Origin of the sequence: Salinigranum rubrum, from assembly GCF_002906575.1 — an archaeon.
Taxonomy (GTDB): Archaea; Halobacteriota; Halobacteria; order Halobacteriales; family Haloferacaceae; genus Salinigranum; species Salinigranum rubrum.
The window spans coordinates 723,946-746,589 of the sequence record NZ_CP026309.1; the positions used below are offsets into that span (position 1 = coordinate 723,946).

Annotated in this window: 20 protein-coding genes; 9 read left to right on the forward strand and 11 right to left on the reverse strand. The window is 63.8% G+C overall.

All coding sequences use genetic code 11. From position 1 onward, the window contains the following. Positions 1-69: 69 nt before the first annotated feature. Positions 70-1,587: an FGGY-family carbohydrate kinase gene (locus C2R22_RS03450; protein WP_103424517.1), complete on the reverse strand. Its 1,518-nt coding sequence runs from the start codon at positions 1,585-1,587 to the stop codon at positions 70-72. A 251-nt stretch (positions 1,588-1,838) separates the two neighbouring features. Here C2R22_RS03450 and C2R22_RS03455 point away from each other — a divergent pair, with 251 nt between their 5' ends. The 6 genes from C2R22_RS03455 to C2R22_RS03485 all read left to right on the forward strand — a co-directional run bounded on the left by C2R22_RS03455 (position 1,839) and on the right by C2R22_RS03485 (position 9,157). Next, positions 1,839-3,383: an ABC transporter substrate-binding protein gene (locus C2R22_RS03455; RefSeq protein WP_103424518.1), complete on the forward strand. Its 1,545-nt coding sequence runs from the start codon at positions 1,839-1,841 to the stop codon at positions 3,381-3,383. A 22-nt stretch (positions 3,384-3,405) separates the two neighbouring features. Continuing rightward, a complete protein-coding gene (locus C2R22_RS03460) occupies positions 3,406-4,305 on the forward strand; it encodes a carbohydrate ABC transporter permease (RefSeq protein WP_103424519.1) in 900 nt (299 codons plus the stop codon). 22 nt (positions 4,306-4,327) lie between these two features. Continuing rightward, positions 4,328-5,179 (forward strand): carbohydrate ABC transporter permease, encoded by an 852-nt coding sequence (locus C2R22_RS03465; RefSeq protein WP_103424520.1) that lies wholly within the window; start codon positions 4,328-4,330, stop codon positions 5,177-5,179. Positions 5,180-5,279: 100 nt separating this feature from the next. After that, positions 5,280-6,353, forward strand: a complete 1,074-nt coding sequence (locus tag C2R22_RS03470) for a 2-hydroxyacid dehydrogenase (RefSeq protein WP_103424521.1) — start codon at positions 5,280-5,282, stop codon at positions 6,351-6,353. Then, positions 6,353-7,531 (forward strand): ABC transporter ATP-binding protein, encoded by a 1,179-nt coding sequence (locus C2R22_RS03475; RefSeq protein ID WP_103424522.1) that lies wholly within the window; start codon positions 6,353-6,355, stop codon positions 7,529-7,531. The genes C2R22_RS03470 and C2R22_RS03475 overlap by 1 nt, the downstream gene beginning before the upstream one ends. Before the next feature lie 294 nt (positions 7,532-7,825). Continuing rightward, entirely contained in the window at positions 7,826-9,157 is a 1,332-nt protein-coding gene (locus C2R22_RS03485) for a class II aldolase/adducin family protein (RefSeq protein ID WP_103424524.1), read from the forward strand. Positions 9,158-9,819: 662 nt separating this feature from the next. Here the strand turns inward: C2R22_RS03485 and C2R22_RS03490 are convergent. From C2R22_RS03490 to C2R22_RS03520, 7 genes are all read right to left on the reverse strand, one after another. Continuing rightward, positions 9,820-10,761 carry a nucleoside hydrolase gene (locus tag C2R22_RS03490; protein ID WP_103424525.1) on the reverse strand — a complete coding sequence of 314 codons (942 nt, stop codon included), beginning with the start codon at positions 10,759-10,761 and terminating at the stop codon, positions 9,820-9,822. Positions 10,762-10,845: 84 nt separating this feature from the next. Further along, positions 10,846-12,609, reverse strand: coding sequence for an ABC transporter ATP-binding protein (locus tag C2R22_RS03495; RefSeq protein ID WP_103424526.1), 1,764 nt, complete (start codon positions 12,607-12,609; stop codon positions 10,846-10,848). Then, entirely contained in the window at positions 12,606-13,385 is a 780-nt protein-coding gene (locus tag C2R22_RS03500) for an energy-coupling factor transporter transmembrane component T family protein (RefSeq protein ID WP_103424527.1), read from the reverse strand. The genes C2R22_RS03495 and C2R22_RS03500 overlap by 4 nt, the downstream gene beginning before the upstream one ends. A gap of 68 nt (positions 13,386-13,453) precedes the next feature. Beyond that, positions 13,454-14,083, reverse strand: coding sequence for an ECF transporter S component (locus C2R22_RS03505; RefSeq protein WP_103424528.1), 630 nt, complete (start codon positions 14,081-14,083; stop codon positions 13,454-13,456). 123 nt (positions 14,084-14,206) lie between these two features. After that, entirely contained in the window at positions 14,207-14,659 is a 453-nt protein-coding gene (locus C2R22_RS03510; RefSeq protein ID WP_103424529.1) for a universal stress protein, read from the reverse strand. A 2-nt stretch (positions 14,660-14,661) separates the two neighbouring features. Then, a complete protein-coding gene (locus tag C2R22_RS03515; protein ID WP_103424530.1) occupies positions 14,662-15,606 on the reverse strand; it encodes a nucleoside hydrolase in 945 nt (314 codons plus the stop codon). Then, positions 15,606-16,439, reverse strand: coding sequence for an NAD-dependent epimerase/dehydratase family protein (locus C2R22_RS03520; RefSeq protein ID WP_103424531.1), 834 nt, complete (start codon positions 16,437-16,439; stop codon positions 15,606-15,608). Before C2R22_RS03520 ends, C2R22_RS03515 begins: the two co-directional genes overlap by 1 nt. A 220-nt stretch (positions 16,440-16,659) precedes the next feature. Here C2R22_RS03520 and C2R22_RS03525 point away from each other — a divergent pair, with 220 nt between their 5' ends. Continuing rightward, positions 16,660-17,385 (forward strand): metal-dependent hydrolase, encoded by a 726-nt coding sequence (locus C2R22_RS03525; RefSeq protein WP_103424532.1) that lies wholly within the window; start codon positions 16,660-16,662, stop codon positions 17,383-17,385. An 81-nt stretch (positions 17,386-17,466) separates the two neighbouring features. Here C2R22_RS03525 and C2R22_RS03530 read toward each other — a convergent pair whose 3' ends face one another. The 3 genes from C2R22_RS03530 to C2R22_RS03540 all read right to left on the reverse strand — a co-directional run bounded on the left by C2R22_RS03530 (position 17,467) and on the right by C2R22_RS03540 (position 20,283). Beyond that, positions 17,467-18,570 carry a mandelate racemase/muconate lactonizing enzyme family protein gene (locus C2R22_RS03530; protein ID WP_103424533.1) on the reverse strand — a complete coding sequence of 368 codons (1,104 nt, stop codon included), beginning with the start codon at positions 18,568-18,570 and terminating at the stop codon, positions 17,467-17,469. A gap of 82 nt (positions 18,571-18,652) precedes the next feature. Continuing rightward, positions 18,653-19,477: a fumarylacetoacetate hydrolase family protein gene (locus tag C2R22_RS03535; protein ID WP_103424534.1), complete on the reverse strand. Its 825-nt coding sequence runs from the start codon at positions 19,475-19,477 to the stop codon at positions 18,653-18,655. A 17-nt stretch (positions 19,478-19,494) separates the two neighbouring features. Beyond that, positions 19,495-20,283 carry an SDR family oxidoreductase gene (locus C2R22_RS03540; RefSeq protein ID WP_103424535.1) on the reverse strand — a complete coding sequence of 263 codons (789 nt, stop codon included), beginning with the start codon at positions 20,281-20,283 and terminating at the stop codon, positions 19,495-19,497. Positions 20,284-20,530: 247 nt separating this feature from the next. On the opposite strand from C2R22_RS03540, the gene C2R22_RS03545 reads away from it, so the two are divergent. Both C2R22_RS03545 and C2R22_RS03550 read left to right on the forward strand, forming a co-directional pair. Then, on the forward strand, positions 20,531-21,292 hold the full coding sequence (locus tag C2R22_RS03545) for an IclR family transcriptional regulator (protein WP_103424536.1): 762 nt from the start codon (positions 20,531-20,533) through the stop codon (positions 21,290-21,292). 542 nt (positions 21,293-21,834) lie between these two features. Then, positions 21,835-22,548 (forward strand): hypothetical protein, encoded by a 714-nt coding sequence (locus C2R22_RS03550; protein WP_103427552.1) that lies wholly within the window; start codon positions 21,835-21,837, stop codon positions 22,546-22,548. The last annotated feature ends 96 nt before the right edge of the window (positions 22,549-22,644 follow it).

Sequence of the window (22,644 nt, forward strand, 5' to 3'; positions counted from 1 at the left end):
GACGCTCGACGTCACCGACGTACGAGCGGAGAACTTGAGACTGGTAGAGTAGGTGCGCTCTGGGTTCGTTCACGCCGTCGCGTGCATGTTCGAGAGGGCCTGCTCCCTGCGGTCCCACAACTCGAACATGGTCTGCGACATCTGATGATACACGTCGTACCACTTGTCGTACTGCGCCGCGTTGGCCTCGTTCGGCCGGTAGCTCCGCTGAATCGACGTCGTTCGATCGGCGGCGTCGGCGATGTCGTCGTATCGGTCGAGGGCGATCCCCGTGAGGAGCGCGACGCCTTTCGCCCCGAATTCGCTCCCCCGCGGGACGGCAATCGGCGTCTGGAGGCAGTCGCTGAACATCTGACACCAGAGTTCGGATCGCGCGCCCCCGCCGCTCATGTAGATCCGTTCGGACTCGACCGGAATGTGCTCGAAGCAGTCGCGCATCGCGAGTGCGACCCCTTCGTAGACGGCACGGACGAGGTGTGCCTGGGTGTGTTCGGGATTCAGCCCCGTGAACTGTGCCCGGGCGGTCGTCTTGAGGAACGGCGCGCGCTCGCCCGACGAACTCAGGTAGGGGTGGTACATCACGCCGTCCGAGCCGATTCCGATGTCTTCGATCTGCTGTTCGATGGCGCCGTAGTCGTCGGTGCCCGCCACCTCTTCGAGGATCCAGTCGAGGTTCGGCGTGCCCGCCATCGAGGCCATCGAGCGGGTGTAAAAGCCCTCGACCCCGGTCGGGAACGTGAACCCGACGCCGTGGGGTGCGGTCTGTGGTCCGTCGAGGAGTGTCTGATTGAGCGAGGTGGTGCCGACGACGGACGAGCTATCCCCCACGTGAGCGGCTCCGCTTCCGAACGCGGAGGCCACGACGTCGAGCATCCCCGACGTGACGGGCGTCCCCGTCGGAAGCCCCGTCTCCTCGGCCGCCTGCTCCGTTACGCGGCCGATTATCTCCGTCCCGGGGACCAGGCGGGGGAACCGCTCTTCGATGCCCGGGAAGCCGACGAGTTCCCCGACCTCCGACGAGTACTCGACCGACTCGACGTCGAGCATCGGGAGCGCCGCGTCCGTCGGATCGATCGTCAGTTCATCGGTCAGCTGGTACTTGATCCAGTCCTTGCAGTGGAGGAGCGTCTCGGTCTCCTCGACGGTCTCCGGTTCGTGTTTCTGTAACCACCGGAAGATGGCGAGATTCGCTCCGGGGAACAGCCCGTTGCCACAGATGTCGTACACGTCGGAGCTCACGCCCGAGTTCTCCCACTCTTGAACGATCGACGACGCCCGTCCGTCGGACCACAGAATCGCGTTCCGAACCGGTTCGTTGTCCGCGTCGAGCATCCAGCAGCCGTCCCCCTGTGCGGTCACGCCGACGCCGATGATCTCGTCGTCGGCCCGGAGGTCGTCGACGACGTCTCGAATCGTCGCGGCGGTCCGGCGCCAGGTGTCGTTCATGTCCTGCTCGACCCAGCCCGGTTCGGGGTTCATCAGGTCGTTCTTCCGCGCGCTCCGGACGGCTTCGGTCCCGTCAATCGAGAGCGCGACCGTCTTGATGTTGCTCGTGCCGGCGTCTATGCCGATGAGGATCTCTCCCATGCGTCCTCAATGTTCGATAATGCACTATAAACGTTGTCATGACATCTCTTCGCATGCATACACAGTATTGGACGCTCGGAGACGTCCGTCCCCTTTTCCAGTAATTATATATACTATCATTACAGACGTTTCGATGTCTCGTGGTGGAGTACCATGGGTCACACCACCCGCCAGGGGTGCTCCCTGGGCGAGTGGCGACGCTCGCCGGTGGTCACTGACGGCCCGTGGGACCTCCCCCGTGGCGGATACATATGGCAGGAAAGAAACCTACCCGAACGCGCCGCCGGTTCCTCCAAGCAGTGGGAGCGGCGTCGGCGATCGGACTGGCAGGCTGTACTGGCGGCGGTGGAGACAGCGGCAACCTCAACGTCGACGAGGGTTCCGGTTCCGGTTCCAGTGGCGGGAGTAGCGGCGGTTCGTCCGAAACGACTTCCGCCAGCACCACCACCAGCGACCTCCCGACGATGGAGCAGGGCGTCGAACAATGGGGACAGCGTCTCAACAGCTACGCACAGGAGGCCGGCATCGACTGGCGACAGTTCGAGGGCACCGAACTCCTCATGGGGATGAACGAGCATCCGTTCACCCAGACGATGAAGCCCTTGCTCCCGTACTTCGAGGAACTGACCGGTATCTCGGTGACGTTCAACACGTTCCCCGAGGACCAACTCTGGCAGAAACTCACCCTCGATTTCAACTCACAGAACGGCAAGTACGACGGGATGTTCCTCGGACTGTGGCCGAGCGCCCGGTACCACAACGCGAACTGGGTGAAAGACCTCAACCAGTACATCGAGGACTCCTCGTTGACCGACCAGGAGTGGCTCCACATGGAGGACTTCCCACAGAGCGCCATCGACGCACTGACCTACGGCGACGGTGCCCTCGTGGCGCTTCCGTTCGGCATCGAGGCCTACGGCTGTGTCGCCATCGACCAGCCGACGTTCGAGACGCTCGGCCTCTCGGAGCCGACGACGTTTCCCGAACTTCGCGACGCGGCGAAGGCGATCCACGAGTCCGACGAGGTCGACCGCGCGGGTATCTGCTCGCGGGCGAGTTCGACCCCGCTGTCGACGGCGAACTGGGCGACCACGTTCAAGTCCTACGGTGCCGACTGGATCGACCGCGAGGCGAAGGAGGCCACGCTCAACTCCGACGCCGGCATCGCCTCGCTCGAGATGTTCGCCGATATGATGGGCAACTACGGCCCAGGAGACATCGGCACGTACGACTGGTACAAATCCAATCAGGCGTTCGGAAACGGACAGGTCGGTATCGCGTACCACACGCCCGCTGCGGCCGGTGTGTTCACCACCGAACAGTACGACCGCACGAAGTTCCTCCCGCCGCTCGAAGGTCCCGACGGTGACGTCGTGGCCTCGACGTGGGAGTGGGCGCTCGGCATCAGCCAGTTCTCGGAGAACCCCAAAGCGACGTGGTTGTTCCTCCAATGGGCGCTGTCGCGTCCCGCGAACCTCATGCAGTCGAGCCGCCAGTGGCAGGGCCACGCCCCGTACGGCCACGCGCGGAGCGGGTGGATCTTCGATCAGGACGCTTACCAGCAGACCGGCCAGAGCGAGTCGTGGATCAACGCGCACAACACGGGGATGGAGGCCGTCCCATCCAGTCCGCCACCGGTGCCGCTGGACACGCCACAGAACATGGACATGATGAGCGAGGCGGCCATCGCGATGAACGCCGCCGTCACCGGGACGAAGTCCGCGGAGAAGGCGTTGAACGACGCCGCCCCGAAAATCACCGAGTTCGCGAAACAGATCCCGGACGCGTATCTGTGACGATAAATAACAGTGAGATGCTATGATTGGGTTCAGCGCGGTGGTGAACAAGACCAGACAGGGGCCGCTCCTGAACAGCCTCGACATCGACGACTCGACGCTCCGATGGCTGTTCCTCCTGCCCTCGGTGGCGATACTCGCGTTCCTGTCCATCTATCCGTTCCTCCAGGGCATCTGGATGAGTCTCCACCAGTGGTCGCTCGCCGGCCAGGGGACGCAGTTCGTCGGCCTGACGAACTACGCCACGCTCCTCGGCGAGAGCCGGTTCCACGGCGCGCTCGTGAACACCGCCGTCTTCACCGGCGTCTCGGTGACGGTCGAACTGATCCTCGGCGTCGGTCTCGCCATCTACCTCCGGTCGCTCTCACGGCGATGGCGGCCCGTCTTCCGGACGATCTTCATCGTCCCGATGATCGTGACGCCCATCGCGACCGGCCTGATGTGGCGGCTGATGCTCAACGGACAGATCGGCGTCATGAACTACCTGCTGTACCTCGCCGGCCTCCCCATCCCCGAGTGGACATCGAGCCCGTTCATGGCGATGTTCACCATCATCATGATCGACGTCTGGCAGTGGACGCCGCTCGTGATCATGATCGCCTTCGCTGGCTTGCTGTCGATTCCGGACACGCTGTACGAGGCGGCCCGCGTCGACGGTGCCCCGCGGTGGGCCATCTTTCGGCACATCACGCTGCCGGGCATCAAGTACATGATCGCCATCGCGGCCGTCTTCCGGCTGATGCGGAGCTTCCGGAGTTTCGACATCATCTGGCTCGTCACGCAAGGTGGTCCGGGAACCTCGACGGAGGTCCTCAACATCTACCTCTACCGCGTCGCGTTCGTCAACCTCCAGGGGGGAAAGCCGCCGCGCTCGGCCTCGTCCTCCTGGTCATCACCATCGCGACCACGATGGGCATCCTGAAATCGATCGGTGAAGCATAATCATGAGTACGCAGACACAGACCCCGAACCCAGCCCTGCTCGGCAAGAAAGCCGTCAAGTACGGCTTCGGTATCGTCGTGAGCATCTGGATGCTCTTTCCCATCTTCTGGATGGCGACGACCGGGTTCAAGCGGAACGAGTCGATCATGAACCTCCCGCCGGACTGGCTGTTGTTCGACGTCACGCTGGTTCACTACCGGGACCTGTTCACGGAGTTCGGCTTCCACCAGTTCCTGTTCAACAGCTTCCTCGTCGCGACGGGGGCAGTGCTCATCAGCGTCGTCATCGGCGTCCCGGCGGCGTACAGCCTCTCGCGGATGGACGTCCCGCGGGAACAGGACATCAGCTTCTGGATCCTCTCGACGCGGATGATCCCGCCGCTCGCGGTGTTAGTCCCGCTGTTCATCTTCTTCACGACGGTGGGGCTGACCGACAGTCTCCTCGGACTCATGATCACGCACTTTCTGATCACGCTCCCGATGATCATCTGGATCGTGAAGGGGTTCATCGACGAACTCCCCCAGTCGCTCGAGGAGTCGGCGATGGTCGACGGCTGTAACCGCATCCAGGCGTTCCGCGAGGTGGTGGTGCCGCTCGTGATGCCGGGCATCGCGGCCGCGGCGTTCATCGGGTTCATCTTCTCGTGGAACAACTTCCTGCTCGCGCTGGTGCTGACCGGCGGTGGCACCCGGACCGCGCCGCTGGTCATCCAGTCGTCGATGGGGTACCTCTCCATCGACTGGGGGATGCTCGGGGCCGCGGGGACGCTAACCATCCTCCCGCCGGTCGTCCTCAGTCTGCTCATCAAGGACCACCTCGTCGAAGGCATGACCATGGGGGCGGTCAAGGAGTAGATCAGCCGTGCGTGTGGGAGGCAACTGCTCCCTACCACAACATTGACACCGACCGACACCAGACACGCAGACGGAGACCACAATCGAACGAACACACAGTATGAAGACGCTCATCACGGCAAACATCGACGACGGACAGTTGCATCGACTCACGAACGACCTCGGACTCGACATCGACTATCACCCGATCGCCGAACGCGACGGACGGTACTCCACTGAGCGGATGAAAGAACTCCTCGACGGGGTCGAGATACTCGTCGTCGGGTTCGAGGGGGTGTCCGCCGAGGTGATGGACGCCGCCTCTGACCTCCGGCTCATCGCGTGTCCGCGCGGCGGGCCCGACGCCAACGTCGACATCGCCGCGGCGACGGAGCGCGACATCCCCGTCCTGTACGCTCCGGGTCGAAACGCGGTCAGCGTCGCCGACTTCACGCTCGGCCTCATCCTCGGGGTCGCGCGACACATCCCTGCTGGTCATCACAAGCTCCACGTCGGTGAGTACACCGGCAGGCCGAAAGCAGACTCGGCGGGCGGCGGCGAGCGCGAGGACGTCACCTGGGGTATCGCGAAAGGTTCGCCCTACGTCGAGCTGAAGGGTCCCGAACTCGAGGGCGAAACGGTCGGCGTCGTCGGACTCGGTGCCATCGGCCAGCTCGTCGCCGAACGCGCGGCCGGATTCGGCGTCGACCTCGTCGGGTTCGACCCGTTCGTCGACGCGGAGCAGATGGCAGAGTACGGCGTCGAGAAGGTCGACCTCGAGACGCTCTGTGAGCGCTCGCGGTTCGTGACGGTCCACTGCCCGGTGACCGACGCGACGCGGGGGCTCATCGGCGAGGACGAGTTCAGCCTGATGTCGGAGTCGACGTACTTCGTCAATACGGCCCGTGGAGCCATCATCGACCAGGACGCGCTCCTCGCGGCGCTGCAGGCGGGCGAACTGGCCGGGGCGGCGCTCGACGTCTACGACGAAGAGCCGCTCCCCGAGGACCACGCGCTCCTCGACCTCGACAACGTCGTGACGACGCCACACCTCGCCGGTGCGGCGACGGGTGTCGTCTCCCGCCACTCGAAGATGGTGACCGACGACATCGCCGCCTTCCTCGACGACCGCGAGCCGACGCACGTCGCGAACGAGTCCGTCCTCCAGACGGCCCAACAGGTGGGTGGCGACTGATGGGGCGCGTCTCGTTCGACGACGTGAAGAAGGTGTACGGGTCGTCCGAAGGGGACATCGTTGCCGTGGAGGACCTCTCGCTCGACGTCAGTGACGGCGAGTTCCTCGTCCTCGTCGGCCCGTCCGGTTGTGGCAAATCCACGACGCTCCGGATGGTCGCCGGGCTCGAAGACATCACCGACGGGCGCATCTCCATCGGTGACCACGTGGTGAACGGCACCGAACCGCGCGAGCGCGACATCGCGATGGTGTTCCAGAACTACGCGCTCTACCCCCACATGACGGTCAGAGAGAACATCGGGTTCGGGCTGAAGTACTCTAGCGACCTCTCGAAAGAAGAGATCGACGACCGGGTCGAGAACGTCGCCGAGATGATGGATATCCCTGACCTCCTCGCCGACAAGCCGTCACAGCTCTCGGGTGGGCAGCGCCAGCGTGTCGCGCTCGGCCGCGCCATCGTCCGCGAGCCACAGGTGTTCCTGTTCGACGAACCGCTGTCGAACCTCGACGCCAAACTCCGGACACACATGCGAACGGAGATCACGCGCCTCCAGCGGGAACTCGACGTCACCTCCATCTACGTCACCCACGACCAGGCGGAGGCGATGACGATGGCCGACGTCGTCGCGGTGATGAACGACGGCATCCTCCAGCAGGCCGCGCCGCCGAACGAGGTGTACAACCACCCAGCGAACCAGTTCGTCGCCGGCTTCATCGGGTCGCCGTCGATGAACTTCCTGGAGATGCGCCTCGACCAGCACGGGGGCCGGCACGCCCTCGTCGGCCGCGAGAACGAGTCCGTCTCGTACGGTCTCGACGACACGGTCGTCGAACGCACTGGAATCGAAGTCGGTGATCACCTGACGCTCGGCGTCCGTCCGGAGGATCTCGACGTCGCGCGTGACCCGAGTCAGTACGACGCGGACCGACTGCTCACCGCGACGGTCGACGTGGTCGAGCCCATGGGGAGCGACAACTTCCTGACACTCCTCCCGCAGCAGGGGGAGTCGTGGGTCGCTCGCGTCGACTCGTCGTACGCTCCCGAGGAAGGCGGCGAGGTGGTGATGACGTTCGATCCGGGCGTCCTCCACCTGTTCGCCCGCGACGGGACCACGCTGAAGTCACAGGGAACCGGCAACGACGCGTACCACGCGGAGGAGTACGTGATTGCGCCGTGACCGCGCCGCATCACGGACTCGGTGGGGCGATCCGGGCCGACGGCTCGCCTTCGGAACCACGGCCGTCGTCCTGCGACCCGGCCACGGGCAAAAGCGTCGAGACCCTGCCCCGTGAACGAGCTGACCGCAGACGTACCGAGTGCGACCGACGAGTCGTCCCGACACTGATGACCGACGGCATCGCCTTCGGCACGAAGCCGAGGGCCCGACGCGAGCGCATGCGAGACGAAACGATACCGATCCGACCGACACGAACCGACTGACGGACATACGACGAACCACGAACCCACGACCATGAGTCAAGAACTCTCAGACGACGGACAGCGACGAACCGTAGCCGAATACGGCCGACAGATGCTCGAACAGGGCCTCACCAAGGGGACCGGCGGCAACATCAGCGCGAGCCACGACGGTCGCGTCGCGATCAGCCCCACGGGCGTCCCCTACGACGAAATCGAGGCCGACGACGTTCCGGTCCTCGACGAGAAGGGGAACAAACTCGATGGAGACACCGACCCCTCCAGCGAGTTCCGCATGCACACGGCCATCCACCGCGAGCGCGACGACGTCGGTGGCGTCGTCCACACCCACTCGCCGTACGCGAGCACGTTCGCCAGCCTGGGCGAACCGATCCCCGCCTCGCACTACCTCATCGCGTTCGCCGGCGATCAAGTTCCCGTCGCCGGCTATGCGACGTACGGCACGGCCGACCTCGCGGACCTCGCGCTCGACGCGCTCGGCGACGAGTACAACGCCTGCTTGCTGGACAACCACGGTGTTCTCGCCGTGGGTCCGACGGTCGAAGCCGCGTTCGAGGTTGCGCTGATGGTCGAGTACTGCGCACGCATCCACTACCAGGCGATCAGCCTCGGCGACCCGGCGATTCTCCCTGACGACGAGGTCGACCGGCTCCGCACGCTCTTCGAGGACTACGGGCAGGCCGCTGACGACGATAGCGAACGGGTCGCTCCGGACCCCGACCCGGACCACCTGCCAAACGAGCGGCAGGCCGTCGCCGACCTCGGTCGGCAGATGCTCGCCGACGGCCTGACGAAGGGGACGGGCGGGAACGTCAGCGCCCGGAGCGGCGATCACGTCGCCGTCAACCCCTCGGGGGTCCCGTACCGGGACGTCACCGCCGAAACCGTCCCGATCGTGACCGTCGACGGCGAGCAGGTGGCCGGACCGCAGAACGCGTCGAGCGAGACGCCGATGCACACGGCTATCTACCGGGAGCGCGACGACGTCGGTGGCGTCGTCCACACCCACTCGCCGTACGCGAGCACGTTCGCCAGTCTCGACGAGCCGATCCCCGCCTCGCACTACCTCATCGCGTTCATCGGCGATCAAGTTCCCGTCGCGGGCTACGAGCCGCCGGGGTCCGAGGCGCTCGGCCGGGAGGCGGTCGACGCGCTCGGTGACGAGTACAACGCCTGTCTCCTGAAGAACCACGGCGTCATCGCGGTCGGCGAGAGTGTCGAGGCCGCGTACGAGGTCGCGCTGATGGTCGAGTACTGCGCGCGCATCCACTATCAGGCGGCGAGCGTCGGCGACCCGAAACTCCTCCCGGACGCGGAGATCGACAACCTCCTCGAACGGTTCGCCAACTACGGTCAGGACCACTGATCGAGCCGCTCCCCAACCATCCTCGAGTGTGGTCTAGTCGCCACTCACGGTTCGAACGCTCCAGAACTGAACGCGTGGAACGCTTCGTGATTCACTCCGAGATAGTGCTAGATCAATCGTTTGTTCAGTTGTTCCCGAATCGGACCTCGTTTCACAGGTGGTGAACGCCTGAACCGAACGTGCGTGTCCTACACTATGTCCCACACGAACTCCGATGACCTGTGAATCGGGCGAGAGTTCTTCGTGGATAACGAATAGAAGATAGAAGTAATTATACTCAAAATACTAACGAAGCACCGTAGATTAGTGTAGATGCATCTTATATACAATATATCAACGACAATGTAAAAATAATTAAAATATAGCCATGGAAATAGAATTTAGAGACGATAAACCTAAACATATATCAGTACCGGCTCTGCATCTATTACAATCATTTCTATTTATTCATTCGAAGACCATATCAGCCACCGGAGACTCACAGCCACCGACCTCTGCGGCGTGTACGTCCGTGTCGTCGCCTGAACGAGCCGTCGTGACGCGCCTCGTCCGCGGTGTGAGTCACACCATACGGAGAAGGTGAGTTTGGGTCGGCAGTCCCGATCAGAGAAACATCCGAGGTCGTATTTCTGGTCGGAGTGGCGCCGCCGACCGCCCTGACACTACTCTTCTGCGAAGGCCCGAAGGCTCTCGAGGACTGTCCGCTGGTACACGTCCCCGTCGACGCCCAGTGCGACTTCGCAGTTGGGCGCCTTCTCGTAGACACCGTGTTCGTCGTAGATGGTCGCCCCGTTGGACGGGCCGCCAGTGGTGTCGATTTCGACGTACGCCTCCTCGAAATCCAGGGCACCGTTGACGATGTCGGCGAGCACGACGGCGTCGCTCGCCAGTCCACCGTCGTGGCCGAACTTCGAGCGCACCTCCTCGATACTGAACTCCAAAATCGCGGCCATCGTCGGGAGCGGCGCTGGTTCCTCGGCCAGCGCCCGTATCTCCTCGGTCGTGACGTAGACGTGCTCGGTCACGTCGAGGCCGACGACCTTCGGTCGGGCGTCCTGGACGACGCGGGCCGCTGCCGCCGCGTCGACGTAGAAGTTGAACGACGCCTGTGGTGTCACGTTCCCCGTCGTCTTTAGCGCGCCGCCCATCTGGTAGATGTCGGCAACCATGTCTGGGAGGGCGGGTTCTACGGCGAGTGCGAGTGCGATGTTCGTCTGGGGACCGAGCGCCGCGATGGTCAGGTCGTCGCCGTGCTCGCGGGCCTGCTCGAGGATGAACTCGACGGCGTGTGCTTCGGTCGGTTCGGTCGTCGGATCGGAGAGGTCCTCGCGCACCACTTCGGGAAGCCCGTTCGGTCCGTGGACGTGTTCGGCCGTCTCCAGTTCGTCCGAGAACGGGCGGTGAGCACCCTCGGCGACGGGCACGTCGGTCCTGTCGACCAGTTCGAGGAGAGAGAGGGTGTTCCGTGTCGCGTTCGCCACCGTTGTGTTTCCGGCCACGGTGGTGACGCCGACGACGTCGATGTCGTCCGCGGCCAGGGCGATGAACAGTGCGATTGCGTCGTCGTTTCCGGGGTCTACGTCCAGTAGGAGTTTCGTGCTCATGCTGATAGGTTCGTGATGGGTTCGGTTGCGCTCGCGACGCGAGGTCGGGTCGTCCCGTGCCTCCCGCGTGGTCCAGCGTCTGTGCTACGTCGAGGCATCGATCGCTCCTCCGCTGACCGCCTCGAACAGTTCCGCCAGCGAGAGGGTCGGCCCGACGCCGAGTTCCAGACCGAGTCGCGTGATGGTCGGCGGATGGACGTTCGATTCGGCGAGTGTGTCGGGGTCACCCAGCACATGGCGTGGGTCGCCGTCCGCGATGACCTGCCCCTCCGCGAGGAGGACCGTCCGGTCGGCGTGTTCGCGGACGAAGTCCATGTCGTGTGTGACGACGATGACGAGCTTTCCTCGGTCGACGAGCGTCTCGACGGCCTCGCCGAGCTGCTCGTAGCCAGGAGCGTCCTGTCCGCTCGTCGGTTCGTCCACGATGACCGTGTCAGTATCCATCGCGACGACGGACGCCACCGCGACACGCTTCCGCCACGGTTCGCCGAAGTCGTACGGGTTCTCGTCTCGACGCTCGGTGAGTCCGAGCAGATCTAGCGCCGTCTCGGTTCTGTCCGCCACCTCTTCGCTGTCGTAGTCGAGGTTTTTCGGCCCGTACTGCACCTCCTCCTCGACTGTGCTGTGGAAGAGCTGGTCGTCGGGGTTCTGAAAGCTCAGCCCGACGTCGTGTGCGAGTTCCGCAGTCGTGTGTTCTCTCGTGTCCGCTCCACGGACGTAGACGGTGCCCTCCGTCGGGTCGAGGAGTCCGTTCAGGTGCTTCACGAGCGTGGATTTCCCCGCGCCGTTCTGACCGATGAGACAGACACATCCCGCCTCAAGTGAGAACGAGACGCCACGGAGTGCCTCGACGCCGCTCGGATACCGATGATGGACGCCGTCGAGAACGACCTCTCGATCCGTCTCCGATGAATCGACGGTCCCGTCGGCTCTGTCGGTCTCGCTGGACGATGTCTCGAACTCGCCCGCTGCGTCGCCATCGGCCCGTGGCGTCTCGGTGACACGTCGGAGCTCCGCGAGACAACCGGATTCGGTCACTGGTACCGGTTCGTCGCTCGAGACGAGCCCCGCCTCCCGCAGCCGTCGTCCGACCGTGACCGGTGTGGGGACGAACAGCGGCAAGTCCTCGTTCGTGGCGTCGACCAGCACGTCGGCCGGCGGTCCGTCGAACCGTATTCGACCATCGTCCATGACCACGAGCCGGTCGAGGTGGGGAACCAGCCGATCCAGTTCGTGGCTGACCATCACGACGGTGTATCCCCGGTCGTTCATCTCCGCGACCACCTCGAACACCTCCTCTGTCCCCTCCGGGTCGAGCTGGGCCGTCGGCTGCTGGAGCACCAGGACGTCCGGCTCCATCGCGAGTACCGACGCGATAGCGACGCGCTGGCACTGCCCCCCGGAGAGCTGCATCGGGTCACGGTCTACGAGGTCCTCGACGCCGATCGCGGCGAGGCTCTCTTTCGCCCGCTCGCGCATCTCCTCGCGGGTGAGCCCGTGCGTCTCTAGCCCGAACGCCACCTCCTCAAGGACTGTCGAGGACGCCCCCGTGAGCTGGTCGTACGGGTTCTCGAAGACGTATCCGATCTTCTTCGAGAGCTCACCGACAGTCGATTCGGCGGTCGACGTCCCTTCGACGGTGACGTCTCCGGAGAGCTCTCCGTGGTAGAAGTGCGGTATCTGTCCCGAGACGAGGCGGCTGAGGGTCGCCTTTCCCGCCTCGCTCTGTCCCGTGACGCCGACGAACTGCCCCTCCTCGATGGAGAGGTCGACGTCTGTCACCGCGTACTCGTCCTCCGGCTGTGTCCCGTACTGGAACGTCACGTCGGTGAGTTCGATGAGACTCATGCGATCACTCTCCACGCGATCGCCCCGAGGACGGCGACGCCGCTGAGATAGCGGAGCACGCGTTCGCCGGTCGGGTCCGGGACGTCGTACAGGTACGTCCGTTCACCGGTCGCCTGGAACCCCCTGGCGTTCAACGCCAGCGCTCGCGTGTTCGCGACGATGAGGGTACTGATGAGAAGCGGCGCGAGGAGCGCAACGATGGACGAGAGCCGCGTTCGGACGTCTGCCTCCGTGTCCAGTCCGCGCGCCTGTTGTGCCTCGGTGATGGCTGTCGCTCGATTCCGAATCTCGGGGATTATCTGGAGGGACGCGATGAACACGTACGCGAGTTTGCTCGGGACGCCCTTCTCCATGAGGGCGACACGCAGTCGCTGCGGTTGCGCCGTCGTGGCGAACAGCAGGAACGCCAGGATGAGGACGCTGATACGCAGAAATATCAGCCGTGCCTGTTCGAACCCCGACTGCCACACCGTCACCGGCCCAACCGTGAGCAGTGGCGTCGGATCGGTCGGTGTGAGCAGGATTCCCTGAATGAGTAACAGGAAGAACGCGAACGGGACCGCGACCGCTACGTACAGTTTGAGGACGAGTCGGTGCACCCGCGCCACGAAGAGCAGAGCGAGCATGACGAGTGCCAGCGCCAGGGGGACTCGGTAGTCGTTGAGGATGAATACGACCAGCGAAAGAGCGGTCGCGAGGACGACCTCCGTGACCGGGTTCATCTTGTGGAGGATGCTCTCACCGGGCTGGTAGATGGTCATGTCCTGATCAGCCATTTGATATCACGCTTGGATACTGACGACAGTGGTTCGTTCGACTCCTGTTCATCTCCTCTGGTCGGTCCTTACGAGAATATGTCCTGTCCCTGCGGCGGGAGATACCGGCTCGGAACGGACTTCGCGATGAAGAACGCTACGAAGGCCGATCCACCCTTGTCGACGAGTTCGACGAGGATCTGTGCAGTGGCCGCGCTCTCGACGAGACTCCGGCCCGATGCGACGAGCGTTGCCGTCACCAGGCTGGTTCCGGAACTCGTCACCCCCCCGAAGACGAGCACCACGATGGGCGTCGCGATGATCGTCGCGACGAGCGTGAGGACGATCGCCGGAACGACCACCTTCTTCACGTTATCGAACCACCCGCTTCGGGCGAGGAATCCGGTCACGAGACCGATCGCCACCGGAACGGGCATGAACGCGAGCTGAACAGGGTTCCCCAGCATCGCCTGGACGATGTTGGCCAGCCCGCCGGTCAGTGCTGCCGCCCACGGCCCCGCGAGGATACCCAGCAGCATGGTGCCGATGTTGTCGAGGAATAGGGGAAGCTTCAGCGTGCTCGCGATGAACCCCCCGATCGCGTTGATCCCGATCCCCAGGGGTATCAACACCCACGTCGTGGTCGTGAAGTCCGTCTCGATACTCTCTCGCAGCTGGTCGATGCGACTCTCACCGCTAGCAGTACCTGTGCTTGACATTGTATGTCATTGCATAGTCCCTCACATCCAGTATTAAACTTTTGGATTCGGCGGAATATTTACCACACGGTCCCCGGAAGCCGGGGCATGGTTTGCTTCCGGCGAGTTCGGTGACACCGGGGTTCACACGGTCCGGACCGTGACGAACCCATCGAAGTTCAGAATGATCGACTGGGTGGTGTCTCCGAACAGGGCCTTCCCAGCCGGTGATCGGCTCCGGTTCAGGACGTAGACGTGGTCACAGCCGTGGTTCTTCGCGACGTCGATGGTCTTCTCGGACGGTCGCATGTTCTCGACTCGCTCACCGACGGCGGTGTACGTCACGCCCCGGGGAGCGAGGACCACGTCTCCGAGGTGCTCGGCGAAGTGGCGAGGGGTCTCGGTGGAGTCGCCGATATCGGCGCGCTCGAACCCCTCCCACTGTCGCATCGCTTCGACCGAGGCGTACTCGGTGTCCTCCTGAGCGAGCGCGAGGACGACCACGTCGACGCCGGTGGCCGCAGCGACGGTTCCTACTTCCTCGAGGAGGTGCACGTCGGCTTCCGTCGGGGCAACGACAGCGAGTATTCCGTCCATGGTCAGGGAGGCCCCGCCAGCCCTTCCAGATTCGAGAGGATGACCTCGCGACACCGTTCGATATCGACGTCGAGCGCGACCGTACAGTTCGGCGCTTCCTCGTAGACGCCGTGTTCGTCGTAGATGGTCGCCCCGTTCGATGGGCCGCCGGTCGTGTCGATTTCGACGTACGCGTCCTCGTACGTCAACGGATCCCCGAGGACGCCAGCGAGCACGACCGCATCGCTCGTGATCGACCCGTCTTCGGCGACCACGCCATCCGGGCCCTGTGCCTTGTACGCCAGGATATCGGCGATGACGTCGCCGTAGGCACCCCGTCCGCGGAATCGTTCTTGCGCTGCCGGCGGGAGGTACGCCGGTTCGGTCACGTCGAGACCGACGACGGTCGGCCACGCGTCCTGAACGACCCGGGCGGCCGCCGCCGCATCGACGTAGAAGTTGAACGACGCCTGCGGCGTCACGTTCCCCGTCGTCTTCAGCGCGCCACCCATCTGGTAGATGTCGGCGACCCTGTCGGGGAGCGTCGGGTCACGGGCGACTGCCAGTGCGATGTTCGTCTGGGGACCGACGGCCGCGATGGTCAGGTCGTCGCCGTGCTCGCGGGCCTGCTCGAGGATGAACTCGACGGCGTGTGCTTCGATCGGTTCGGTCGTCGGGTCCGGAAGCGCCTCGCGGACGGTCTCCGGCATTCCACCCGGGCCGTGGACGTACTCGGCCATCACGAGTTCGTCGGCGAATGGCCGGCCGGCACCCTGCGCGACGGGCACGTCCGCTCGGTCGACGAACTCGAGCAGTGCAAGCGCGTTCGTGGTGGTGTTCTCGACGGTGGTGTTGCCCATCACCGTCGTGAGTCCCACGACCTCGACGTCGTCGTTCCCGAGTGCCATCAGAATCGCGAGCGCGTCGTCGATCCCGGGGTCGACGTCGAGCAGCAACTTCTCGACCATCAGTTCCCCTCCGGTGGGGCATCCCACTCCTCGCCGTTGTCCTGCGGGTCGTATCCGAGAACGTCACGTGCGTGCTCGATGCTGAACCACCGACGGTCGTTGTCGCTGACGCCGTTGAATACGTCGAACTCCACGTCGTCGTCTTGGAGACAGCAGTGGACCTCCTGTGCTAGGTCGCGCCGCGATTGCCACATTGCTTTCATCCGCGCGACCTGTCGCTCGTACTCGGGGCTACCTCGCTCCCACTCGCCGTCGTCGACACCGTGTTCGGCGTCGCCGTACGGGTGGTCGTACTCGGCGTGTCGGACGCTGCAGATGCGAAGCGCGTAGAACTGGGTGGGGTACTCGTAGTTCTCTGTGTAGTACCTCCCGAGGTCCTCTCCGTACGATTTCGACGCCCCGTAGTGGGAGTCGGGACGCCGTGGCGACTCCTCGTCGACCAGTAACTCGAAGTCCGGTTCGTAAATCTCCGGGGCGAACTCCACCTCGTACATCCCGACGACGTGGTTGGTCGACCCGAAGACGAACGTCTCGACACCCGCGTCAGCCACCGCTTTGAGCGTGTTGTACGTCCCGATGACGTTGTTCTCCAGCACCTGTTCGAACGTGCCGTCGGTCTCCGGGTAGCCCGCGAGGTGGATCACCGCGTCCGTGTCGTCGAAGGCCGGCCGCATCTCCTCGTAGTTCGATACGTCGGCGACGAACGTGTCGTACTCCTCGCGGTCGGACCGGTTCAGGTAGGTGAACTCGTACTCGTCGCGGTCGGCGAGGTGGTCGATTATCGCCGTTCCGACCCGGCCGAATGCTCCCGTCAGTAGGACGTTCTGGGTCATATCCTGTATCCGCTACGTTTCGCCGCGCTCGTAAAAGTGTTCAGGTCGGCCCTCCGGCGACGTTCAGAGACGTGACGGCGAATCCGGAAACGCCCCCAGGCGAGACTGAACGGGGACTTTCGAGCGCATCTCGACGGTGACTCTGCTCGGTTCGCTCTCGTCTGAACGGCCCGTTCCATCCAGCGTAACAGTATTGTAACCGGATACTCGATGTGAACCCATGTCGCCATCAGTTCCACCGTCTCTGGAGTACTTCGGCCTCTCGTCGTTCGCCTTGACAGCGGATGAGACGCGACTCCTCGTCGACCCGTGGGTGAGCGACCCCGACTGGACCGACGCGACGGTTTCGGACCTCGAAGACGTGGACGCAATCTTCGTCACCCACGGTGCGTACGACCACTTAGGAGACACCGCACGAATCGCCGACGCCTCCGGTGCGACGGTGTACACCGAACCGGCCGTCGCGGACCATCTCGTGGTCGAGGGGCTTCCCGAATCGCAGGTCGACCGAGTCATCTGGGGCAACACGGTCACTGTCGCAGGGATTCAGGTCCGAGTCATCGAAACCCGCCACCTCTCGTACTTCGAGTCGGACGGCCAACGGGTGTCCGGAATGCCGCTCGGATTCCACTTCGAGTTCGCCGACGCGAGTCTGTACTACGTCGGCGACACCTCGCTGTTCAGTGACCTCGAACTGTTCGTCGAGGTGAACACGCCGGATGTCGTCCTCCTCCCGGTCGGGAGTGCGCCTGGTGACCGTGCACCACTTCCGCCACGCGATGCCGCGATCGCGGCTTCCTGGCTCTCAGTCGACACCGTGATTCCGGTCCATTACGTCCCGGGAAGCGAGGAAGTCGACCAGTTCAGACGCGAACTCGACCGTCGGAGGACAGGTGACAGTCCGGAGGTCGTCGCGTTGTCGGCCGACGAGCGCTACGAACTGTAGTCGTCGCCGCCCTCGAACCCGAGCGGATGGAGAGCCGAACCGTTCTTCCCATGCGTCGAGGTGAGACGTGACCGCTGCGCTTCAGATTCGGAACGCTTCGAGAGCGTCCCTATCCAGTTCGACACCGTGACCGGGGCGCTGAGGGAGTTGAATCATCCCGTCCTCGGGCTCGATCGGGTGTTCGAGGACGTCGTCGAACGCTTTCACGTCCGAGTCACGGTAGAAGTACTCGATCCAGAGACCGTTCTCGATCGCCGCGAGCAACTGGATGTGGAGGTCCCAGTTGTAGTGGGGTGCGACCGGGATGTCGTGGCTCGCTGCCGTGTTGGCGACGCGCATCCACTCGGTCACCCCGCCGACCACAGTCACGTCCGGCTGGATGACCTCGACGGCGTCCTCGCGGATGAGGTCTCTGAAGCCGTAGCGGTTGAACTCCAGTTCGCCCCCCGCGACCGCGTAGTCGAGCGCCTCGTTCACCTCACGGTAGAGGTCGAGGCTGTCGGGCATCACCGGTTCCTCGATGAAGTACGGGTCGTACTCCGCGAACTTTCGGCAGGCACGGACGGCTTCCTGCTTGTTCTTCCACTTGCCGTTGGCGTCCATCAGGAGCGTCCGGTTCGGGCCGATGGCTTCACGGGCGACGCGAACCCGTTCGACCTCCTCCTCGACGGGTTTCCGCCCGACCTTCATCTTCACGACGTCGTGGCCGCGCTCGACGTACCGCTCCATCTCCTCTCGGAGTCCCTCGAGACCCTTCCCTTCGCGATAGTAGCCGCCGCTGGCGTACGCCGGAACCTCGTCGGCGTGTCCACCCAGGAGTTTGTACAGCGGCATCCCAGCCGCCTTCGCCTTGATGTCCCACAGGGCGGTGTCGATACACGAGATCGCGCGGACCATCACGCCCTTCCGACCGATCTGGACGGTCCCGTCGAACATCTCCCGCCAGAGGCGAGACGTATCTCGGGGGTCCTCCCCTTCGACCATCGGTGCGAGGACGCTCTCGACGGCCTGTGCGACGACATCCGCGCCCCCGTAGCCGAGCGTGTAGCCCAGTCCCTCGGTGCCGTCCTCGGTCCGGACGTACACGATGGCGTGGTCACGCTCCTCGACGACGCGGGTCGCGAAGGCGACGGGTTCTTTCAGCGGAATCGATACTGCGAAGCTCTCTACTTCTGTAATTCTCATTGGTATGCGTGTCTCTATCCGAGTCCGTTTGTAAAACGTTTCCGACCGGGGAACAGGTCGCTCATGGTCCGTGTCGTCCCCGTCATCTCACCACGTCCGCCTGGGCGGTGCCGACCCCTTCGACCTCTGCCCTGACGTCGTCGCCGGGACGAATCTGCTTTGCACCGGGCGTTCCGGTCGAGATCACGTCGCCGGGTTCCAGCGTCATGACCGTCGAGTGGAACCTGACCAGTTCCCGAGGGGACGTCATCATGTTTCGAATGCGGTTCTCTGCGGCCGCCTCGTGGTTGACGACCGTACTCACCGAGAGCTCTTCGAGTGGGCCAACGTCGTCGGTCGTCGTCATCCACGGACCGAACACGAGGAACGAATCGAAACTCTTCGCCCGGGTGAGAAACCGCGGGTTCCGTTCGAGGATGTCCTCCGCAGTCATATCGATGACTGGAACGTACCCGGCGACGACGTCGTCGACCTCGTCGACGTCGTCGAGGTCGGAGCACGTCTGACCGACGACGACCGCGAGCTCCGCCTCCGCAGTCACACGGTCGGAGACCTCTTCGGGCGGGAGTCGGATGGGTCCACCGGGTCCGGTGACGGTCGTCGCCGGCTTCATGAAACTGGCCGGTTCCGTCGGCCGCTCCTCTCGCAGGTCCGACGCGTGGTCGGCGTAGTTCAGCCCGATCCCCCAGAGTTTCCCCGGGGTATCGAGTGGGGCGGCGAACGAGAGCTGCTCCGACGGAATGGGTTTGGCGGGGACCTCTCCGAGTGTGGGGAGGTTCCCCTCAGCAGCCAATGGGAGCGCGTCCATGACTGTCGTGAGGGAGGGAACGGCTGCTGAGAGCGGGACGAACCCGCTCTCGTCACCGAGCATCGCTCGACCGTCGATAGTGCGTGCGAGTCGTGGCATTGTCTTAGGTTGTCTGGTTACAGGTTCGATGCGCCCTGTCCCCCGTCGACCGGGATGGCGACGCCGTTGATGAAGCTCGACCGTTCCGAGGAGAGGTAGGCGACGACGTCGCCCAACTCTTCGGGGTCGCCGATGCGTCCGAGGGGATTGATCTCACCTTTCGCATCGAGTCCCTCCTCGTAGCTGTCGTACTCGCCGCGGTCGACGGCCGCCTGGATGAGTTCTCGCTGTCGGTCTGTCTCGTGAGGCGCGGGAAGGACGGCGTTCGCCCTGACTTCCGGTGCGAGTTCCTTCGAGAGCGTCTTCTCCAGTCCGATGACGCTCATTCGGACCGAGTTCGACAGCACAAGCGAGGGAATCGCCTCTTTGACGCTCCGAGACGTGATGGTGACGATGGTCCCGCCGCCGTCGCGGAGATGGGGGGTCGCTTCGTGCGCGAGTCTGACCGCGCTCATCACGAGGAGATCGAACGCGTCGTACCAGTCCGAGTCGTCCATCTCCACGAACGCGCCGCTCGGTGGGCCCCCCGCGTTCGTCACGAGGTGATCGATCCCACTGTACCGCTCTACTGTCCGGTTGACGAGTCGTTCGATCTCCCCAGCATCGGTCAGGTCTGCCTGTACTCCGAGCACGTCACCCTCTGAGACACGCTGGACGTCTGCCACTGCTGATTCGAGCTGGTCCTCGTCTCGGCCGTTGATGACGACGTCGCACCCTTCGCGTGCGAGTGCTTTCGCCGATGCTTTGCCGAGACCACTGCTCGACGCGGCAACGAGCGCTGTATCACCAGCTATTCCATAATCCATGTTCGCCAGAGGATACAGTGCAATCTCATGTAAAACCTTTCGCCGAACGCCGGGGTTCCAGGCGTTTAGTACCGCTAAACCGAGATCGAAGCGCGGGATCTACTCACGCTCACCGACTATTCGGTGTGTGATTGCTCGCACCAGTCCCACCGCGACAGACGGATTCCTCGGAGGGCTCTCTTGGAGAACTGATAATTGTTTAGTACCGCTAAACAGATTTTTGTATCTGGAACGTCGATGCGTGAGCATGGGACACGCCCGGAACCCGGTGATGGCCGTGGAAACGACCGCGACCATCCTCAAGAAGTTGGTCGAGCTGGATGGGGCAGGGGTGACTGAGCTGTCGAAGCATCTCGACGTCACGAAGGGAACGGTCCACAACCACCTCACGACGCTCGAAGAGAACAAACTGGTCGTCAGAGAGGATGGCGAGTTCCGACTGGGCCTTCGCTTCTTCGAGTACGGCGAACACGTCAAGAGCCAACACAAGATCTACGAGGTCGGTGTCTCGGAGGTCGACAAGCTCGCCGAGGAGACCGGTGAGCTGGGTAACATCCTCGTCGAGGAACACGGTCTGGGGACGTATCTGTACCGTTCAGAAGGGGAAAACGCCCTGTCGCTCGATACGGATATCGGGTCGCGAGTCTACCTCCATCAGACCGGCCTCGGGAAGGCGATTCTCGCCCACCTGCCGGACGAACGTGTCGAGGAGATCATCCAGGAACACGGCCTCGAACCGAGTACCGAGCAGACGATCACGACTCGCGAGGCCCTCCTCGAAGAGCTATCGGATATCCGTGACCGTGGCTACGCGATCGATATGGAAGAGCGGGCCGAAGGGATTCGCTGCGTGGCGGCTCCAGTCATCACCAACGACGGGGTCGTCCGCGGGGCCGTGAGCGTCGCCGGTCCCGCGAGTCGGATGCGTGGTGAGTATCTGGAGACGACGGTTTCCGACCTGGTCGAACGGGCCGCGAACGTCATCAGTATCAACCTCTCCTACAAGTAGTGAGCGTTTAGCAGTACTAAACGATTGGCGCGCGCCGATGCCGATGGGTGATCGACGACGGACATTACACTAATACAGTTGTAATTCGTGCTAGCGCGTTCGGGCTCTCGGCGTTCGAGTATCGCACGCGCGTCTACGACCAGCGCGTGAGCGTCGGAGTCCGCAACGTCCTCACCGCCGGAGCCTCTGAGCTACCGCCTCCGACCCGTCGACGACGAATGGGACCACTGCCCACACGCCGCGAGATTCCACGAGCAGTGCACCGCCCGTCAACACTCGGACCGTTTTCGAGATATATATTATTGTATAACACGAATCACGAGACACTCGTCTCAGCTGTTCCACGCTGTACCTCGAGCGAACTTGAGATGAATATCGGACGAATCGGTAGACCACGTGCGATAAAGTTCGTCGATAGTCATCTCTCGTTATGTAGGTAGTACAACCTGTTTAAAGAATAATGTCTATAGCTTCCGGCCGTGACACAAACCGGGCCTTGTGTCTCCACCAAGGATATGCCCTCAGCCGACGACACACTGAACATGTCCCTGACACGACGAACGGTTCTCGGCCTCGGTTCCCTCGCACTCGCCGGCGCGCTCGCCGGCTGTACCGGAAGCGCGCCGCGCGCGGACGGCGGCGACGACAGTGGCAGCGGTGGGAGCAGCGGCGGCGATGGCGGCGACAACGGTGACGGCGGCCTCCCCGGCTCCGACTCCGGCACCGGTACGGACAGTTCCGGCGCGGGCGGCACGCGTCCCGAAGGAACGGGCGGACCCGGTGTCACCCTCGTCTCCGTCGACGACGACCCCGACCTCCCGGTCCGGCCGAGCGTCGAACTCGTCCGCGACACGGCGACGGCCGACCACCCGCCCCAGTTGCGGACGACGCTCACCAACACCACCGATTCGCCCGTGCGCGTCGGTGAGGGCCGCGCCGTCCACTTCGAGTACGTCTACAGCGGGGACGACCAGCTCGTCCTCCTCCCCGGCGGCGAGGAGTGGCCCGCAGAGCCCGACTGCTGGCGGCTCACCGAGGGTATCGCCGTGACCGAGGAGTACCGGATGCTCGATATCTCTCCGGGAGAACCGAGCACGCGCCTCGTCGACCTCTATGCGACGCCGGGCGAGGGTGAGGACGCCGACGCCTGCCTCCCGGTCGGCGAGCACCGCTTCGAGACGACCATCTCCGTGCTCTCGGAGTCGGGCGAACAGCAGGAGTCGGTCACCTGGGGGTTCACGGTTCTCCTGGAGTGAGAGCGAAGGCGTGTGACGGTGACGTCACCGCTGTACGCTGTGTTTCGATAGACGAAGGGAGTGGAGCGGCCGGAGGGAGCGAGGCCCGTGCGGGTC